The 19100-nt window shown below is 46.3% G+C and carries 13 protein-coding genes and 1 other annotated feature; of the genes, 11 read left to right on the top strand and 2 right to left on the bottom strand.

What is annotated here, in order from left to right; translation table 11 throughout:
* Positions 1–90: 90 nt before the first annotated feature.
* The 11 genes from DWW77_RS00845 (at position 91) to DWW77_RS00795 (ending at position 16250) form a co-directional block, all read left to right on the top strand.
* A complete protein-coding gene (locus tag DWW77_RS00845) occupies positions 91–1488 on the top strand; it encodes an alanine/glycine:cation symporter family protein (RefSeq protein ID WP_015525503.1) in 1398 nt (465 codons plus the stop codon).
* Between the two features lie 86 nt (positions 1489–1574).
* Positions 1575–1821, top strand: a binding site (T-box leader).
* 85 nt (positions 1822–1906) lie between these two features.
* Positions 1907–2410 (top strand): TRAP transporter small permease, encoded by a 504-nt coding sequence (locus DWW77_RS00840; RefSeq protein ID WP_015525504.1) that lies wholly within the window; start codon positions 1907–1909, stop codon positions 2408–2410.
* Complete coding sequence (locus DWW77_RS00835; protein WP_021652866.1) at positions 2411–5743, top strand: TRAP transporter large permease subunit; 3333 nt, start codon at positions 2411–2413, stop codon at positions 5741–5743. It begins immediately after the preceding gene.
* A gap of 225 nt (positions 5744–5968) precedes the next feature.
* Complete coding sequence (locus tag DWW77_RS00830; protein ID WP_118607888.1) at positions 5969–6901, top strand: GTP-binding protein; 933 nt, start codon at positions 5969–5971, stop codon at positions 6899–6901.
* Complete coding sequence (locus tag DWW77_RS00825; protein WP_118607887.1) at positions 6885–7997, top strand: DUF3878 family protein; 1113 nt, start codon at positions 6885–6887, stop codon at positions 7995–7997. Before DWW77_RS00830 ends, DWW77_RS00825 begins: the two co-directional genes overlap by 17 nt.
* 136 nt (positions 7998–8133) lie before the next feature.
* Complete coding sequence (locus DWW77_RS00820; protein ID WP_015525508.1) at positions 8134–8367, top strand: hypothetical protein; 234 nt, start codon at positions 8134–8136, stop codon at positions 8365–8367.
* 211 nt (positions 8368–8578) lie between these two features.
* Entirely contained in the window at positions 8579–9712 is a 1134-nt protein-coding gene (locus DWW77_RS00815) for a CobW family GTP-binding protein (protein ID WP_118607886.1), read from the top strand.
* Positions 9713–9834: 122 nt separating this feature from the next.
* Positions 9835–10785, top strand: coding sequence for a TIGR03943 family putative permease subunit (locus DWW77_RS00810; RefSeq protein WP_118607885.1), 951 nt, complete (start codon positions 9835–9837; stop codon positions 10783–10785).
* A 79-nt stretch (positions 10786–10864) separates the two neighbouring features.
* Positions 10865–11443: an aminoacyl-tRNA hydrolase gene (pth, locus tag DWW77_RS00805; protein ID WP_118514159.1), complete on the top strand. Its 579-nt coding sequence runs from the start codon at positions 10865–10867 to the stop codon at positions 11441–11443.
* 7 nt (positions 11444–11450) lie between these two features.
* Positions 11451–14777 carry a transcription-repair coupling factor gene (mfd, locus tag DWW77_RS00800; RefSeq protein ID WP_118607884.1) on the top strand — a complete coding sequence of 1109 codons (3327 nt, stop codon included), beginning with the start codon at positions 11451–11453 and terminating at the stop codon, positions 14775–14777.
* Between the two features lie 213 nt (positions 14778–14990).
* On the top strand, positions 14991–16250 hold the full coding sequence (locus tag DWW77_RS00795; protein WP_118607883.1) for an FKBP-type peptidylprolyl isomerase: 1260 nt from the start codon (positions 14991–14993) through the stop codon (positions 16248–16250).
* Positions 16251–16356: 106 nt separating this feature from the next.
* On the opposite strand, the gene DWW77_RS00790 is transcribed toward DWW77_RS00795, so the two are convergent.
* On the bottom strand, positions 16357–17154 hold the full coding sequence (locus DWW77_RS00790; RefSeq protein ID WP_182431174.1) for an HAD family hydrolase: 798 nt from the start codon (positions 17152–17154) through the stop codon (positions 16357–16359).
* A 10-nt stretch (positions 17155–17164) separates the two neighbouring features.
* Positions 17165–18379: a DUF4317 domain-containing protein gene (locus DWW77_RS00785; RefSeq protein ID WP_118607881.1), complete on the bottom strand. Its 1215-nt coding sequence runs from the start codon at positions 18377–18379 to the stop codon at positions 17165–17167.
* Positions 18380–19100: the final 721 nt, after the last annotated feature.

The following is a 19100-nucleotide window of genomic DNA, read 5'->3' as shown; positions in this document are numbered from 1 at the left end:
AAAAATGTGATATAATCTAACGAATCGTCTTTTTGTACAGACAAACGTACAATCCAAAAAGACAAAATTAAATAAGGGAAGGATTATAGAATGTTATCTGTTATTGAATCAGTGAATGCTGCTGTAAACAATTTTATCTGGGGCGTTCCTGCGATGATCTGTATTATTGGTGTAGGTCTTTATTTAAGTATCCGCACGAATTTTCTTCAGATTCGGAAATTTCCCTATGCCATCAGGGTCACTATCGGACGTATGCTTCGGAAAAGAGAAGCTTCCGATGGAAGTCTGACACCGTTTCAGGCTGTTTGTACGGCGTTAGCTGCTACCGTGGGAACGGGAAATATTGCAGGTGTGGCAGGTGCTATTGCCATCGGAGGACCGGGAGCCGTATTCTGGATGTGGATTTCCGCACTTCTTGGAATGTGTACAAAGTTTTCAGAAGTAACACTTGCGGTACATTTCCGCGAAACCAATGCCAACGGAGATCTGGTTGGAGGACCAATGTATTACATTAAGAATGGTCTAAAAAAACACTGGCACTGGCTGGCATATCTGTTTTCCGCTTTTGGTGTGCTTACTGTTTTCGGAACCGGAAATGCAACCCAGGTTAATACCATTACAACAGCTATTGATTCTGCACTGATCAATTACAATGTGATCGCTGCAGACAATACTTCTACGGTAAACCTTGTTATGGGGATCATCCTTGCGATTCTTGTGGCAATGATCCTGCTTGGCGGAATCAAAAGGATCGGCCAGGTTACAGAAAAGCTGGTACCGTTTATGGCATTGTTTTATATTATTCTTGCTGTCGGTGTAGTTATCATCAACTGGAAAAATGTTCCGGGTGTTTTCAGCGCTATCATCAGAGGGGCATTTAATCCGGCATCTGTGACAGGCGGCGTAGTAGGAAGCTTTTTCATGAGTATGAAAAAAGGTGTTTCCAGAGGTATTTTTTCCAATGAGGCAGGTCTTGGTACCGGTTCCATCGCACATGCCTGTGCAGACACCAGAAAACCTGTAAAACAGGGATTTTTCGGGATCTTTGAGGTATTCACGGACACGATCGTGATCTGTACGCTGACAGCGCTTGTCATCCTCTGCAGCGGGGTGCCGGTTGGTTATGGCGCAGCAGCAGGAGCGGAGCTTACCATCAGCGGTTTTACCAGTACATACGGAAACTGGGTTTCCATCTTTACAGCAGTTGCCATGTGCTGCTTCGCATTTTCCACTATCATTGGATGGGGACTTTACGGAGCCAGATGTGCGGAGTTCCTTTTTAAGGAAAAAGCTATCAGACCTTTTATGGTACTGTACTCTCTGGTAGCGATCATCGGCGCAACTGTTGACCTTGGACTTCTCTGGAGTATCGCAGAGACCTTCAACGGTCTGATGGCGATCCCTAACCTGATCGCAGTATTCCTGCTTTCCGGTGTGGTTGTAAAGCTTGTGAAGGAGTACTTCGCCGGAGAAGGAAAGAACGCCTGAAGGAGTTTTTGAAAAAAAAACTTGACTATCAAAACAAACAGAGTTAGAATTGGTTTAGCTCATTAAAGAGTTAACACATAACAGAAGTAAATTCCATGAAGGGAATCAGTAAAGACAGAGGAACCGTCTTCAGAGAGCTGTGACTGGTGTGATGCAGCGTCGGAACTGCCTTGAATATCATCCCTGAGAAGGAAAGCCGAAAGTTTCAGACAAGTAAGTAGGTTTTCACGGGTGCTTCCCGTTACAGAAGTCGCGTATGCCGGTACGTTGCAGAATCGTGCTTGTTTCAATGGAGAAACAGGGTGGTTGCGGAATTTTATATCCGTCCCTGAAAGGGGACGGATTTTTTTTATCCAAAACATTTTAAACCACGCGGTAAGGATCTGAAACCGGAAAAATATACAAAAGGGGAAAGAGTATGAAAGTGTACAAAAAACTCATGAACGCACTTGCAGCAGTAGAAAAAATCGTACTGGTCATTTCCACACTGCTGATCCTTGTGCTGACTGTGGGAAATGTATTTTCCCGTAAGGTCATCCATCGCTCATGGTCTTTTACAGAAGAGCTTGTTGTAGCGGTGTTTGTTCTCATCACACTTCTGGCAGCAGCACTTGCCTGCCGTGAAAAAGGAGGACTGGTAAGTCTGACACTGGTTACGGACCGTCTTCCGAAAAAACTGGAAAAACCATCTGTGATCCTGATCACGGTCCTGAGCATTGTTTTTTCCGCAATTTTATTTAAATATGGAATGGACAAAGTTCTTACACAGCTGGCAAACGGCAAGAGAACTTTCGTATTGAACTGGCCGGAGTGGATCTTCTGGTCCTTCGTGCCGATCGGAGCAGGCTGTATGATCCTTCATTTTATTGAGTACTGCTTGGACTTCTGCCTGAAAAAAGATGATGAAAAGGAGGACAAATAAATGATCAGTGCAATCTTATTTATCTCCTTCTTTGTTTTCCTGATCCTGGGACTTCCCATTGCGATCTGCTTAGGTCTGTCATCTGTATGTGCCATCCTTTATTCCGGTACATCTCTGACGATCGTAGCTACAAATATGTACTCCGGAATCAGTAAATTCCTGCTTCTTGCTATCCCGTTCTTTGTTCTGTCCGGAAACATTATGGCAAAAGCCGGTATTTCCAAACGACTGATCAACTTCGTAGATACCTGCGTAGGACATAAAAAGGGCGGTATCGCCATTGTATGTGTTATTGTAGCCTGCTTCTTCGGAGCAATCTCCGGTTCCGGTCCTGCAACGGTTGCGGCACTTGGAGCAGTTCTGATCCCGGCTATGGTTGAGCAGGGCGGTTTCTCCGCACCGTTTTCCACGGCATTGATGGCAACCTCCAGTTCCATCGCCATTGTCATACCGCCGAGTATCGCATTTGTTGTATACGCTTCCATCACAGGTGTATCTATTGCAGATATGTTTATGGCTGGTATCGTTCCGGGACTTCTGATGGGTGTTGCTCTTGTGATCATCGTTATGATCGAGGCAAAGAAACATAACATTCAGCCATCCCGTGAAAAAGCTTCCGCAAAAGAGCGCTGGGATACATTTAAAGATGCATTCTGGGGATTCCTGATGCCGGTTATCATCCTCGGAGGAATTTACGGCGGTATCTTTACACCAACTGAGGCTGCAGCCGTATCTGTTGTTTACGGTCTGTTTGTTGGTATGGTGATCTACCGTGAGGTTAAGCTCAAAGATCTGTTTGACATTCTTGTGGATTCTGCAAAGACAACCGGTGGAATCATGCTGATCGTAGCGAGTGCTTCCCTGTTCTCTTTTGTATGTACCAAGTTTGGTATTGCAAATGCGGCATCTGAGCTTCTTGCCGGCATTGCACATAATCAGTTTACCTTCCTTCTGATCGTAAACATCATTTTCCTGATCGCAGGATGCTTCATTGATGCAAACTCTGCGATGTACATTTTTGTACCGATCATGCTTCCGGTATGTAAGGCTCTGGGCTATGATGTGGTAGCATTCGGCGTTATGGCAACAGTTAACCTTGCGATCGGACAGGTAACACCTCCGGTAGGTGTAAATCTTTTCGTTGCCATCAGTATCAAGATCAAAAAAGGTCTGGAGGTTACTCTTCAGCAGATCTCCAGAGCAGTTATGCCGATGATCGCTGCATCCGTTGCAGTTCTTCTGATCATCACTTATATTCCGGCTGTTTCCACAGCTCTTCCGAAGGCTCTTGCAAAAGAGGGCTCCTATACAGGAGACCAGTCTTCTGACACAGAAAGCCAGAGTTCCAAGGATTCCGGAGACGGAAGTGATTCCTTTAATACCATCGCGGATTACAGTGATCTTGACTGGCCGGAGATGACATGGAACTTCGCATGCTCTACAACTGAAACAAGTACCTGGGCTGACGGAGGACGTAAGTTTGGTGAGCTTATGGAAAAAGCAACCGGCGGAAAAGTCAAGGTTAATATTTACGCAGCAGATCAGCTGACAAACGGAAATCAGTCCGAGGGAATCCAGGCACTGATGAACGGAGATCCGGTACAGATCTCCATGCATTCCAATCTGATCTATTCTGCATTTGACCCGAGATTCAATGTAGTATCCCTGCCGTTTATCTATGATTCCTACGATGACGCGGATGCAAAATTTGACGGTGAGGCCGGAGAAAAGCTGAAAGAGATCCTTGGTGAGTACGGACTTCATTGTATGGGAATCGCAGAGAATGGTTTCCGTGAGCTGACAAACAGCAAGCATGAAGTAAAAACAGTAGACGACATGAAGAACCTGAAGGTTCGTGTGGCCGGTTCCAACCTTCTTATGGAATGCTATAAGAGATGGGGGGCAGATGCCACAAATATGAACTGGTCTGAGACATACACAGCACTTCAGCAGAATACGGTAGAGGGTGAGGAGAACCCGTTGCCTGCGATCGACGCAGCCAGTGTACAGGAGGTACAGCCGTACTGCTCCATGTGGGATGCAATCTATGATTGTCTGTTCTTCTGTATCAACCAGGATATCTATGACAGCCTGACACCGGAACAGCAGCAGGTTGTTGATGAGGCAGGCCAGAAGGCCGTTGAGTATGAGCGTTATATCAACCGTTCCGGCGACGAGGAGATCATGAGCCGCTGGGAGAAGAGCAACGGTGTGACCTTTACAAAGAAAGAGGATATGGATATCGATTCCTTCAAGAAAGCAGTAGACGGAATCGACGACTGGTTTGTAAAGGAGCTTAAGAGTGAAGGCTATGACGATGCACAGGATCTTGTAGATCTGTTTACAGAGGATTCGGTAGATACCGTGGAGGATTACAGTGATCTGAACTGGCCTGAGACAACCTGGAACTTTGCATGCTCCACAACGGAGACAAGTACCTGGGCTGATGGAGGACGTAAGTTCGGTGAACTCATGGAAAAGGCTACCGGAGGAAAGGTCAAGGTTAACATTTACGCAGCGGATCAGCTGACAAACGGAAATCAGTCCGAGGGAATCCAGGCATTGATGAACGGAGACCCGGTACAGATCTCCATGCATTCCAATCTGATCTATTCTGCATTTGATCCACGCTTCAATGTGGTATCCCTGCCGTTCATCTATGATTCCTATGATGATGCAGATGCGAAGTTTGACGGAGAGGCCGGAGACAAGCTGAAGGAGATCCTTAACGGCTACGGACTTCACTGTATGGGTATTGCAGAGAACGGATTTCGTGAGTTGACAAACAGCAAGCATGAGGTAAAATCTGTAGATGATATGAAGAATCTGAAGGTTCGTGTAGCCGGCTCTAATCTTCTTATGGAGTGTTATAAGAGATGGGGGGCAGATGCTACAAATATGAACTGGTCCGAGACCTACACAGCACTTCAGCAGAATACGGTAGAGGGCGAGGAGAATCCGTTGCCCGCCATCGATGCAGCCAGTGTACAGGAGGTACAGCCATATTGCTCCATGTGGGATGCAATCTATGACTGCCTGTTCTTCTGCATCAACCAGGATATTTATGATGCGCTGACACCGGAGCAGCAGGCTGTTGTTGACGAGTGTGGTCAGAAAGCTGTTGAGTATGAGCGTTACATCAACCGTTCCAGTGATGATGAGATCAAAGCACGCTGGGCAGACAAAAACAGTGTGACCTTCACAGAGAAAAAGGACATGGATATCGATTCCTTTAAGAAAGCAGTAGACGGTGTAGATGACTGGTTTGTTCAGGAACTGAAAAAACAGGGCTATAATGATGGTCAGGATCTGGTAGATCTGTTTACAAAGTAATCTTCATATATGTTTATAAAAAGATAAAATAGCCGGAAAGAGGTAGTTCTGAGAGGATTTTTCAGGACCGCCTCTTTTCTTTGCGGAAAAAAGATTATATACTGATAGCAGTCCGGCATTTGTTGGGCAGGAGATTATTGAAATATGACCGGAACATAAGTAAAGCATATATTTGCATTTATTTTACTGTATGCTCCGGAGAGTTGATAAGGTAAAGGAAGAAATATGATAAAGATCGATCTGATAACCGGATTTCTCGGATCCGGAAAGACAACATTTATAAAAAAATATGCCTCCTATCTTCTGAAAAAAGGCATGAACATCGGGATCCTGGAAAATGATTTCGGGGCAGTGAATGTGGATATGATGCTGCTTCAGGATCTAATGGGAGACAACTGTGAGCTGGAGATGGTTTCCGGGGGCTGTGATGCGGACTGTCACAGACGGCGATTTAAGACAAAGCTGATCGCCATGGGAATGTGCGGTTACGACCGTGTCATCGTAGAACCATCCGGAATCTTTGATGTGGATGAGTTCTTTGACGCCCTCCATGAGGAACCGTTGGATAAATGGTATGAGATCGGAAATGTGATCGCCATTGTGGATGCGAAGCTGGCAGAGGATCTTTCTGCGGAAGCGGATTATCTGCTGGCTTCTGAGGTGGCAGATGCAGGTTGCGTACTTCTGAGCAGGAGTCAGGAAGCTACAGAGGAAGAGATCCACAGCACAAAGGAACATCTCAACCGTGCACTTGGTCAGATCCAGTGTAAGCGCCGTCTGGACAGCGAAATCATGGATAAAAACTGGGATGATTTTACAGACGAAGATTTGGAAAAGATCTTGAACTGCAGGTATGTGGCAGAAGATTATGTGAAAGAATCCTATGCAGAAGGCGGTGGATTTGATTCCCTGTTTTTTATGAATGTTCATAAGAGCGAAGAGGAACTTCGGGAAACAGCAGAAAAGATCTTGAACGACCCGTCCTGCGGAGATGTTTTCCGCGTAAAAGGTTTTCTTAAGAAAGAAGACGGACAGTGGCTGGAGCTGAATGCCACCCGCCATGAGATCTGCATCCGGCCAGCAAAGCTGGGACAGGAGATCATGATCGTTATTGGGGAGAAACTGAATAAAGAGGTAATTGATGGATACTGGAAATAATACTGCAGAAAAAACAGCACCGGAGAGATATGTCTCAGAGAAGGCATTTGAAGAGCTGCCAGATACATTTCAGAAGCTTGCAGAGCTGCTTGGAGAAGATCAGTTTGAACTGGTGGCAGTGAATGATGAGAAAGGCCCGCAGGATCAGAAAGCAGCTTCAGAGAGTGCTTTTTCGGAAGCAATTGCGGAAAAGTCCGATGACAATATATACAAAGTGGATTCTTATGTAAAAAACGGAGAAATCCGCCTTGTGTATCTTATGAATGATGCGGTAGAAAGCTTTCTTGTTTTTGGAAATGCCCGTATGACAGGTGTATACAAACCGGATTACGAGGGCGAGATCCTGGCAGATTTAAGCCGGCAGGGCAGAGAATATATCCTTGTGGTTCACCAGGATGATTCGGTGGTGACTTTGTTTTTTGAAACCCTGTCTCTGGAAAAATATCTCTACGATTACAGCCGGATCGGTCATTTCTGGATAGAAGGGTATGAATATTTACGGCAGCTGGAATATCGCCTGGCAATCCTCCGCGACAAATATGATTATATAGGCGGGGACAGCTGCAACGCTCTGGAGGAGAAGCTTTCTGTACTGGTGGAATTTCCGCCATTGAATTACTGCTGTTATCCGTCTGTTCCGGAAAAGTATATTGTTCCCAGGGAAAATCCGTGGATTCCCTCGGAAAAGGCAATTGAGGTAATGGGAGAGATCGCAAGGCAGGCAGGAGACCGTACCTTTGTCAGGTGGCTTGAAATTTACCGGAAACTTCCGTTTAAATGGGTAGCACGGAAACTGGCAGGAATGCTTCACCGTACAAAACACATTCAGGTAACGATGTGCCTTTCCGAAAAGCTGAGGGAAGCGTCATCAGGATATGGGGATCGGTCTTTTGGAAAAGAAGCTGACGAAGAAATTAAAGTTCTTACGGAAAAAGCCAGTGCAAAACAGGCAGAGCTGAAAAAGCAGGGTATCGGATCCGAAGTATTCAGAGAAGAACCGTTTACCATTGCCAGAGATTCTCTGGGATTTAAGGTTTATCTCATGAAATGGAACAAAGGAAGAAAAGACTGTACCGTTGAAATTGAAGAAATATGACGAAATATATATAGATCCGCAGAGAATATCTGTGAAGTGTTTTTGCCCGGCAGGGATTGCTTTTTTAAAAACACTGGGGTATAATTTAATGGAAAGAGTTAAGAACAGCCCTTTGATAAGAAAGGAGATTTTTAAAATGAAAGTAACACATATTACAGATATCGATAAATTTTTTGAGGTAATTGACAGCTGCAAAGGCAGAGTAGAGCTTGTAACAGGAGAGGGAGACAGACTGAACCTGAAATCCAAGCTTTCCCAGTATGTATCTCTTGCAAACATCTTTTCCGCCGGGGAAATTCCGGAACTTGAGATCGTTGCAGCAGAGAAAGAGGATATCGACAAGCTTATGAACTTTATGATCAACGGCTGATAGGAAGAACGATTTTCAGGGATGTGAGCTTTTCACATCCCTCTATTAATCTGAATATAAAGCAGAATATGAATGTCTGTTTTGTAAAATGGATATAATGACAGCAGATACAGAAACAGATAGTTTTTCTCTGTCATCATGATCATAACAGGATACAACCAGGGGGTATAATACTTCCTGGTCAAACTACGTTAAAAGGAGTGTATACAAAATGGTTAAAATTGATATTATCTCCGGTTTCCTTGGTGCCGGAAAAACAACTCTGATCAAAAAGCTTCTGAAGGACGGATTTCAGGGTGAGCAGGTAGTTCTGATCGAGAACGAGTTCGGTGAGATCGGTATTGACGGCGGATTTCTGAAAGAGGCTGGGATCCAGATCCGTGAGATGAATTCCGGATGTATCTGCTGCTCTCTGGTAGGAGATTTCGGAACATCCCTGAAAGAGGTTGTTACCAAATACAATCCGGACAGGATCCTGATCGAGCCATCAGGAGTTGGTAAGCTTTCTGACGTTATCAAGGCTGTACAGGGTGTTCAGGACGAGGTTGACATTAAACTGAACAGCTATACAACTGTTGTTGATGCAAAAAAATGCAAAATGTATATGAAGAACTTCGGTGAGTTCTTTGATAACCAGATCCAGTATGCAGGTGCCATCATCATGAGCCGTACCGATATTGCAAGTGAGAAAAAGGTTCAGGAGTCTCTGGAGCTTCTCCGTAGCCTGAATAAGGATGCTGCTATCATCACGACTCCGATTGAGAATCTTGACGGTAAGAAACTGGTAGAGGTTATGGAGCATCCGGTATCCCTGGAGCAGGAGATGCTTGAGGAAGAGCATGAGCATCATCACCACGACGGAGAGTGTGGCTGCGGACATGATCATGAAGAACATGAGCATCATCACCACCATGACGGAGAGTGTGGCTGCGGACATGATCATGAAGAGCATGAGCATCACCATCACCACGACGGAGAGTGCGGCTGCGGACATGATCACGAGCATGAGCACCACCATCATGACGGAGAGTGTGGCTGTGGACATGACCACCACCATCATCATGCAGATGAGGTCTTCACAAGCTGGGGCCGTGAGACTATTAAAAAATATACACGTGAGGGACTTGAGAATATCCTTGAGGCACTTTCCGAGTCTGATAAATACGGTATCATCCTCCGCGCAAAGGGAATGCTTCCGGCAGAGGACGGAACATGGATCTATTTTGATATGGTTCCGGAAGAAACCGAGATCCGTGAGGGCGCACCAGAATATACAGGCCGTCTGTGCGTGATCGGTTCCAAACTTGACGAGCATGCTCTGGAAGAGCTTTTCGGGATCGCATAAAGCATATGATAAAATAAATGTCCGTTTTGACGCAAAACCAAAGCGGAATACAGATATAGATTGTTACAGAAAGGAAACAGATACTGTACATTAAATCGTACAGTATCTGACAGGATGGATTTATGGAAGAGACCAGAGTACCCGTTTATCTGATCACAGGTTTTCTGGAAAGCGGCAAGACCTCTTTCCTGAGCTTTACCCTGCAGCAGGATTACTTTCAGATCGATGGAAAAACACTTCTGATCCTTTGCGAAGAAGGTGAGGAAGAATATGATGAGGAAGCACTGAAACAGTGCAATACCGTTGTGGAGATCATTGACAGCGAGGAAGAGCTTACACCGGAACGACTTGCGGCAATGGAAATCCTGCATCAGCCGGAGCGGGTGATCATTGAGTACAATGGCATGTGGCTGGTAAGTAAATTTGAAGAGATGGAAAAACCGGAAGGCTGGGGCGTGGAGCAGCATATCACCTGTGTGGATGCAAGCACATTCCAGGTTTATATGGCGAATATGAAGTCCCTTTTTATGGACATGGTCCGCAATGCTGATATGGTTATCTTTAACCGCTGCCAGGAGAATGATCCGCTTCCTTCTTACAGAAGAAGCATCAAGGTGGTGAACCAGCGTGCGGAGATTATTTTTGAGGATGAAGAAGGCGAGCTTGGTGATCTTTTTGAGGATGAGATGCCATTTGATATTGATGCGCCGGTGATCGATATTCTTCCGGAGGATTATGGTATCTGGTTTGTGGATTCCATGGATCATCCGGACCGCTATGTCGGAAAAACCGTTCACTTTAAAGCACGTGCCCTGAAGCCGCGTGGAATGGGAAGCAAATTCTTTGTTCCCGGAAGAACAGCCATGACATGCTGTGCAGATGATACCACATTCCTTGGTTATATTTGCAAGAGCGCTTTTGCTCCGAAGATCGCAGAAGGCCAGTGGGTGGATGTTACCGCGAAGGTTGCGTTTGAGAAGAGAATGGAATATCAGGGAGAGGGAATCGTACTTTACGCAGAGCATGTGGAAGTTTGCGAGCCACTTGCTGATGAGATGGTATATTTCAACTGATACGATCAGAGCATTTGTATGCCTTAAGGCATAAGAAGGCCTGGCATTGAAACAGGTAAATTACAGCTGAGGAGTTTTTATGTATTTAATTGCAGGTTTGGGAAATCCGGGAAAGCAGTATGAGGCTACACGCCACAACATGGGCTTTGACACCGTTGACTGTCTTGTGGAGAAGAATAATATCCCGCAGGGTGGCGTAAAATTTAATGCCATGTATGGAAAAGGTATCATCGGCGGTGAAAAAGCTATTCTGATGAAACCGCTTTCCTATATGAATTTAAGCGGTGGTCCGATCCAGGAGATGTCCGGCTATTTCAAGATCGATCCGGAGACAGAGCTGATCGTGATCTACGATGATATCGATCTGGAGCCTGGACAGCTTCGTATTCGCAAAAAAGGCAGTGCGGGCGGACATAACGGGATAAAGGATATCATCCGCCGTCTTGGAACTGAAAAATTTATCCGTATCCGTGTTGGTGTCGGTGCGAAACCGAAAGACTGGGATCTGGCAGATTTTGTGCTGGGGCATTTTTCGGACAGTGACCGCAAGCTTGTGGATGAAGGGATCAATGATGCGGCAGAGGCTGTGGAGATGATCCTGTCCGAGGGCGTAGATGCGGCGATGAATAAGTATAACAGGAAAAAGCCTAAGAATTGAGGTTTGTATGGAAGCATTTTTGCAGCCTCTGCAGGGTCTTGCAGAGTTTGGGGAAATAAAAAAGCGTTGTGGCGCAAACTGCGGAATTCTTAACGTTTCCGGATGCATGGAGTCCCAGAAGGTCCATCTGATGTATGGACTTTCCGGGCTTTTTCCATATCATCTGATCCTTGCGGATGATGAGCGTAATGCAAAGGAAATCTATGAGGATTACCGCTTCTATGACAAAAATGTATATTTTTATCCGGCAAAGGATCTTCTGTTTTTTCAGGCAGATATTCACGGAAATCTTCTGATCCGGCAGCGGATGCGTGTGATCCGGGCACTTCTGGAACAGGAAGAAGTGACCGTTGTTACCAGTATTGACGGATGTATGGATTTCCTGATGCCGCTGGAAAAGATCAGAAGCAGGCTTCTTCATTTTAAAAGTGACAGTGTGATCGATTTGGATCAGCTGAAGGAAGAGCTGGTAGAGCTGGGATATGAACGCACCGGTCAGGTAGAGCTTCCGGGGCAGTTTTCTGTGCGTGGAGGAATCATTGATATCTATCCGCTGACAGAGGATAATCCCTGGCGTATCGAATTGTGGGATGATGAGGTGGATTCTATCCGAAGCTTTGATGCGGAAAGCCAGAGATCCCTGGAAAATGTAGATGAAATTACGATCTATCCGGCCGCGGAAAAGATGGACGGAGAGGATATGGTATCCTTTCTGGATTATTTTCCGGAAGAAAAAACACTGGTGTTTCTGGATGAACTGAACCACCTGGCAGAAAACGGCGAGGGTGTGGAGGAAGAGTACCGTCAGAGTCGTATGCACAGAGAGGAAAAAGGCGAGGCAAATCTTCCGGAGCAGTGGCTATGTGGTTTTCAGGAACTGCAGAAGAAGCTGAACAGACGGAATTGTGTGGCTGTATCCGCACTCTCTCCCAGACGTTCCGGATGGAAGATCAATGAGGAATTTGATCTTACGGTGAAGTCTGTAGATTCTTATAACAGCAGCTTTGAGCTTCTGGTAAAGGATCTCCTTCAGTATAAGAGGCAGGGATACCGAATCGCACTGCTCTCCGGTTCCAGGACCAGGGCGGAGCGTCTGGCAAAAGATCTTTCAGAGGAAGGTCTGAATGCTTTTTACAGCCAGGACATGGATCGTATCATCAGTCCCGGAGAGATCATGGTGGTCTATGGTCATGCAAGACGTGGCTTCCAGTATCCGCTGATCAAATTTGCAGTGATGACGGAAACCGATATTTTCGGCAAAGAGCAGAAGAAGCGCAAAAAAAAGAAAAAGTACAGCGGAAACCGGATCCAGGATTTTGCAGAGCTTTCCATTGGAGATCTTGTTGTTCATGAAAAGCATGGACTGGGTATTTATCGTGGAATCGAAAAGGTAGAGGTTGACCGTGTTGTGAAGGATTACATCAAGATCGAATACCGGGGCGGCAGTAATCTCTATATTCTGGCAACCCAGCTGGATGTTTTGCAGAAATATTCCGGATCCTCTGAAAATGCAAAAACGCCCAAGCTGAACAAGCTTGGCGGTCAGGAGTGGAATAAGACCAAGAGTCGTGTTAAGGGTGCGGTAAAAAATATCGCAAAAGAGCTGGTAGAGCTTTATGCAGTACGCCAGGAGAAAGAGGGATATGTCTGCGGACCAGATACCGTATGGCAGAAGGAATTTGAGGAGATGTTTCCCTATGAGGAGACAGAGGATCAGCTGGCAGCCATTGAAGATACCAAGAGAGACATGGAAAGCACCAGGATCATGGATCGTCTTGTGTGTGGTGACGTTGGTTACGGAAAGACGGAGGTTGCTTTAAGAGCTGCGTTTAAGGCAGTACAGGAAAGCCGGCAGGTGGTTTATCTTGTCCCTACCACCATTCTTGCACAGCAGCATTACAATACCTTTGTACAGCGTATGAAAGAATTTCCGGTAAAGGTGGAACTTCTCTGTCGTTTCCGGACATCTGCCCAGCAGAAAAAGGCCATCGAAGGGATCAAAAAGGGGCAGGTAGATATTGTGATCGGCACCCACAGAGTTCTTTCAAAAGATGTGGAATTTAAAAATCTTGGTCTTCTGATCATTGATGAGGAGCAGCGCTTCGGTGTTACTCACAAGGAGAAGATCAAGCAGATGAAAAAAGATGTGGATGTACTGACGCTGACAGCAACGCCAATTCCGAGAACCCTTCATATGAGTCTCATCGGTATCCGTGATATGAGCGTTCTGGAAGAGCCGCCGATGGATCGTGTGCCAATCCAGACATACGTTATGGAGTACGATGAGGAGACTGTCCGGGAAGCCATCCGCAGGGAGCTTCGCCGGGGTGGACAGGTGTATTACGTATATAATCGAGTCAATGACATTGCCGAAGTAGCCCTTCGGATATCCAGACTTGTGCCGGAGGCCAGAGTGGATTTTGCACATGGACAGATGAGTCAGAGGGAACTGGAGCAGGTAATGTATGATTTTATCAACGGAGATGTGGATGTGCTGGTTTCTACCACCATCATTGAAACAGGACTGGATATTTCCAACGTAAACACCATGATCATCCATGATTCGGACAGATATGGCCTTTCCCAGCTTTATCAGCTACGTGGGCGTGTAGGACGTTCCAACAGGACTGCTTATGCATTCCTGATGTATACCAAAAACAAGATGCTCCAGGAGACCGCGGAGAAACGGCTCAGCGCCATGCGGGAGTATTCAGACCTTGGAAGCGGTTTTAAGATAGCTATGAAGGATCTGGAGCTTCGTGGAGCAGGAAATCTGCTTGGTGCTCAGCAGCACGGGCATATGAATGCAGTTGGTTATGACCTTTACTGCAAGATGCTCAGTGAGGCTGTCAAGGAGGCAAAGGGAATCCGGACTATGGATGATTTTGAGACGACCATTGATCTTAACATTGATGCGTTTATTCCGGATTCCTATATCAGCAACGAGTTCCAGAAGCTGGATATTTATAAGCGTATTGCCGGTATTGAAAGCCAGCAGGAGTATGACGATATGCTGGAGGAGCTGATCGACCGTTTTGGAGAGCCGACAAAGGCTGTGCTGAACCTTCTCGCCATTGCAAGGCTGAAGGCTCTTGCTCATCAGGGATATGTGACGGAGATTAAGCAGCTTGGAAAAGATGTCCGGATCACGCTCTATGAAAAGGCCAAGCTGGATCCTGCAGGTATCCCGGCTATTATGGCGCAGTACAGGAGAGGTTTGCAGTTTAAGGCTGATCATGAGCCGAAATTTATCCTGACACCACAGGGAAGGCTGATCGAAGAGCTGATGAAGTTTGCGGGGGAGCTGGCAAAACTGGCAGAGCCACTGGAGTAAAGGGAAGAATCAGGCAGGCTCGGGGTTATCCATGGGAAAAAACATCCGGTTTGTGGATACCGGATATTTCCCCGGAAAGACTTGTGGATAATTTGTGAAATGTCGTGTAAGTTCGTGAAATTCCTTGCTCTTAAAGGTGAAAACGTTTATAATCAAGTATTATGGAATAAGAGCCGGACCGTGATTCTTATGGACGGATAGATGGAGGATGAAATGAGAAATTCAGTAAAGAAAGCGGCAGTTACTGCTCTTGTCTGCGTTACAGCAGCAGGAATGATGGCAGGCTGCGGAAATAAAAAACTCGATGGTACAAAGATTGCATTGACAGTCAATAAGCAGGAGATCCCGCTTGGCGTTGTAAGTCTGGTAGCACGTATGCAGCAGGCACAGGCTGAGGCAATGTACAAGATGTATCTTGGCGGCGGAAACGATATGTCTATCTGGAGTACCAAAATGGATGATGATTCCGAGGAGACTTACGGTGAAAATGCGGTAACAACATCTGTTGAGACTGTTGAGAAGATGTGTCTGGAGAAAGAACACGCTTCCGAGTATGATGTTGAAATTACAGATGATGAGCAGAAGGCTCTTGAGGAAGCTGCCAAGAACTTTATGGCTGCCAATTCCGATGAGACAATTGCAGAGCTTGCGGTTGATGAAGATATGGTGAAGACTTTCCTCGAGCTTGAGACATACGATGTGAAGATGAAGGATGCCATTGAAGCCAAAGCGGACGTGAAGCTGGATGAGAAAGAATATCAGCAGATGTCCTTCAGCTATGCAAGTGCAAAAGTCAGCGGAGATGATCTTTCCGATGATGATATCAAGAAGAATAAAGAGAATCTTCAGAAGTTCTATGACAAGGTAAAAGAGGATCCGGCTGCAGATTTCAATACTCTTGGAGATGAGATTTCCGAGGATATGACTGCAACAACCGGAACATGCCCTGCCTATGAGGAAGGTGATGGCAGTGCTGCCAACGGAACTACTTATCCGGATGAGGTCCGTACCGCTTTAAGAAAGCTGGATGAGGGTGCACTGAACGAAGAAATCATCAAGACAGATTCCGTATGGTATGTTGTGAGACTGGATTCCAAGAATGATGAAACTGCAACTGAGAGTAAGAAAGAGTCTCTGACAAACACCAAGAAGGATGATTTCTATAATGATACAACAGATGGATGGAAGAAGAAAGCAGATATCAAAGAAGAGAAAAAACTGATCAAGAAGATCAAGATCACAGATAATCACAGCTTTACGATCCAGACTCCAACTCCGACACCGGACCCGGATGTAACTGAGACACCGACAGCAGATTCTGCAGAGGCTGAGGCAACCGAGACACCGGCAGCTGAGGAGCAGACCGATGTGACCGAGACACCGGAGACAGAGGGAGATTCTGCAAAGGCTGATGAGGAGACTGCAGACAGTACAGAAGATGAGGCAGCTGCTACACCGGAAGCTGAGAAATAAGATACAATGTTTGCAATGGAATGATAAGAGAAAAGACAACGAGCCGTGTACGGGTTTATCGTACATGGCTCGTTTTTTGTAATGCTCATGCCTGCTTTACGGATCATCAGATCAGATTCAGATGCTCCATTGCGTGAAGAATCCCGTCCCTGTCCACTGCGCTTGTCTGATATGTGCAGTGCTTTTCGATGCCTCCGTAAGCATTTCCCATAGCAACGCTGACTCCGGCAGCTTTCAGCATGGGAAGGTCGTTGGGACTGTCTCCGAATGCGTAGCAGTTTTCCTTGGGGATGGAAAGGCGGTCCAGGAGAAATTCCATGCCTGTGGCTTTGCTGGTACCCTTTTGTGTGACTTCCCAGATTCCGTCTCCGTGATCAAAATAGGTGTAATGATCATTACAAAAGCTGCGGAATTTTTCGACATTGGAATCCGGAAGCATATGTACCAGGAATTTGTCATAGGAGTAAGTGCAGGCATCCTCCCGATTGAATTTCGTGATGTCGACCATTGGAATTTCTTTTCGCATTTTGACTCCGAATTCGGACTGGGCCGGAGATGCGCCATCATACAGGATCTCAGTGTTGGATTCAAAAAGTGCCTCGATTTTACATTTGCGGAGAAGATCTACGGTTTCCTTGCACAGAAGATTTGGGACTGTGCGGAAAAAAAGCAATTTGTTATCCATGTAAATGTGGGTTCCACAGCCATATATATAGCCATCGAAATGAAGCTCTGAGAGTGCAGAGGGCATCATTACTTTGGTGCGGCCGGTGTTGATGAAAAGAAGATGACCGTTTTCATGGGCTTTTGTGAGGGCTCGGCTGGTGCTCTCCGGAACCTTGAATGGGTGAGACGTAAGCAGTGTGCCGTCTATGTCGAAGAACAGGATTTTTTTATCGTTCATAAGGTCTCCTTTAAAATGGGATTTCTTCTTCGGTGTTATTGTTATTAATGTCAGTAATATCATTAACAGGAAGCGGTTCTGCGGATGTATCTTCAACAGAGTTCAGTGCGCTGACACGGATGCCATTGAGCTCTATTTCACTTTCCATGGGGATCACCAGGCATTTGCGGCCGTCGATGATCCGAGTTTCTACCAGCTCTGCCCGGTCCGGTGCCACGTGGATCACCACATCCGGGGTTTTGATCTCGAATTTTCTGGTGTTGGTGATGTTGGATGCTACCAGAGCAGATTTTTCTCCTGCAGCAAGCTCATATTGTTCATCGAAGTTCTGAAGCTTTTCGTCTTCTACGCCGCATTCTTCGAAGAGACGTTTGACTTCGGATTTGGTGAGGACAACAGGTTCCGGTTCGTCCTTCTGGGATTCAATGAGGTCGTTAAGCTTTTCGTGGATCTCAAGGACTGTGTCGTAGGCACAGTCATCACCAAGTGTTTCTTCCACCAGAGCATTGAAGGAGTCGCGCTGGGTTCCGGCAGATAGCGGTGTGGTGCAGCCGAAGACTTCTTCCATCATGGTGGAGCGGAGATTTTCGGCGTTTTTGGTGTAGTAGAGAAGTCCGTGGATATCGGTACTGCGGTCGTTGAACTGTGGGAAGAGGAAGCCCCAGTCAGGCATTTCTACCAGCCAGTCCCGGATACGGTCTTCGATGTTGTTTGTCTCTGTGTTGTAATGCAGGCCTGCCTTGGAGAGTTTGACCGGGCAGATGCTGCAGAGGATGTGGTCGTAGATCTCATCGGAGGCATCGAACATTTCGGCGCCGTCGGAGGATTTGCCGGGGATGTCGTAGACTGCATGGATGAGGATGATGTAGTAGTTTTCACCGTAGTCGTAGTTTTCTATGATTCTGTCGTAGAAGGCTTCGGTGAGGGTGTCGTCGGTGAGTTTGCTTTTGCGGAGTTTCATGAGGAAGTTTTGGGTTCCGCCTTCGTCTTCCTGATCCAAGGGAAATTCCATGTTGATGAGGTTTTTTCCAATGGTGCCGGTGAGGGTTTTTCGGAAGATGTCGAAGTATTTGAAGGTTTCTTCCTCTGATAAGGATAAGAAGGCTTCTTTGAGTTCGGTTTTTTTGTTTTTTTCACCGTCTACGTAGCAGCCGCAGATGCGGGTGATGGAGCAGCGGTCAGGGGTGAATTGTTTTTTTATTTCTGCGATTTCTTTTTTGTTCATGTGTGGTTTACCTCGGTTTTTTGATTAATTTGATTATAGCACAGGTGTTTGGTGGGGGCAAGATGACACGGACGGACGTGTGAGATTTGCAGCAGAAGTCCGGGTGCCGTCGTTTCGCCTGGTCATACTAAGCGTCTGAGGTGTCTCACGGAGCGGCCGGCCCATAACTCGCCATGTACGCTGATGCGTACCTGGCTCAGACAGATGGGCCTTACCCTGCGGCTTGTGGCCGCCGGATACCTCTCCGTGAACCACCTCAGACGCTAAGTATGGACCAAGGCTCACTCCAAAGCACCCGGACTTCTGCTGCAAACCTCACACTGTGCGGTCATGTTGGGAGGGATAGAGTGGTCTGACGGGAGTTGGATGAGCCATCAGCGCTGCGCTGGATGGCTGGGAGGAAAGGCTGAGTTTCCTTGTGGTTTGCCGGGGAGGTTGTGAGCGTCGGCGCGTTGCTGGACGCCTGTAGTTTGGAAGGTTGAGATTCCATGTGGTTTGGAGGGAGATTGTGAATGTCGGCGTGTTGCTGGACGCTGGAAGGTGGTGTCGAAATTTGGAGATGGGTTTTTGTGGTGTTGTGGTGGGATGTGTGGTATGATTTGTATATCTTATAAGATCTATCCATTTATTTGGTTTCTTTTTGCTTCAATGTCTGAAGCGTTTTTTCAAAAATATTTATAAAAACTGTATACAGGGTTTCTGAAGTGTTTGGTTGATGGTA

This window comes from Ruminococcus sp. AF17-12, assembly GCF_003479245.1.
GTDB lineage: Bacteria > Bacillota > Clostridia > Lachnospirales > Lachnospiraceae > Blautia_A > Blautia_A fusiformis.
This window is presented reverse-complemented; position numbering and strand designations above follow the sequence as displayed.